1 protein-coding gene is annotated in these 624 nt (G+C 40.1%); it reads left to right on the top strand.

Annotated elements, in window-relative coordinates; genetic code table 11:
* The coding region (locus BN338_RS06295; protein WP_039760158.1) for a DUF3987 domain-containing protein at positions 1-624 on the top strand (624 nt) is incomplete at both ends.

Genomic DNA, 624 nt, shown 5'->3' with positions numbered 1-624 from the left:
TGATGAATTATCCGGTTTCTTAACAGATATGGAACGGAAGGAATATCAAACAGATCGTGCCTTTTATTTGGAAGCTTTTAATGGAGATGGTCAATTTACTTATGATCGGATTGGGCGTGGAACCATTTTTATTCCCAATGCAACCATCTCTATTATAGGGGGCATTCAACCCTCTCGCATTCTCCCCTTTATACGCAATGTTTTATATGGCAAAGGCAATGATGGTTTCTTACAACGCTTTCAAATGCTTGTCTTTCCCAATGAGACAAAAGATTGGAAGTGGGTTGATAGACCTCCCAATCAAGAAGCATGGGAAACTTATGAAGGGGCATTTCGCTCTCTTTATGATAAACCTCTTGGTTCACCAGATCACCCGCTTGTGATGCGCTTTTCTGCTGAAGCTCAAGAGATCTTTCGTGAATGGATGCAAAAGATGTTTAAAGAAGCCAAAGAGAATAACCTTTCTGAAAGCTTACAAGCGCATCTTTTGAAAATGCCTAAGACCATAGTAAGTCTTGCCTTGATTTTTGAATTAACCGAAGGGGGGCGTTTTGAAATCAATAAAGATGCCCTTCAAACCGCCTTGCGATGGGAAAAATATTTGTTAAGTCATGTCAAAAGGCT

Source organism: Bartonella queenslandensis AUST/NH15, assembly GCF_000312585.1.
In the GTDB taxonomy this organism is placed as follows: Bacteria; Pseudomonadota; Alphaproteobacteria; order Rhizobiales; family Rhizobiaceae; genus Bartonella; species Bartonella queenslandensis_A.
This window is presented reverse-complemented; position numbering and strand designations above follow the sequence as displayed.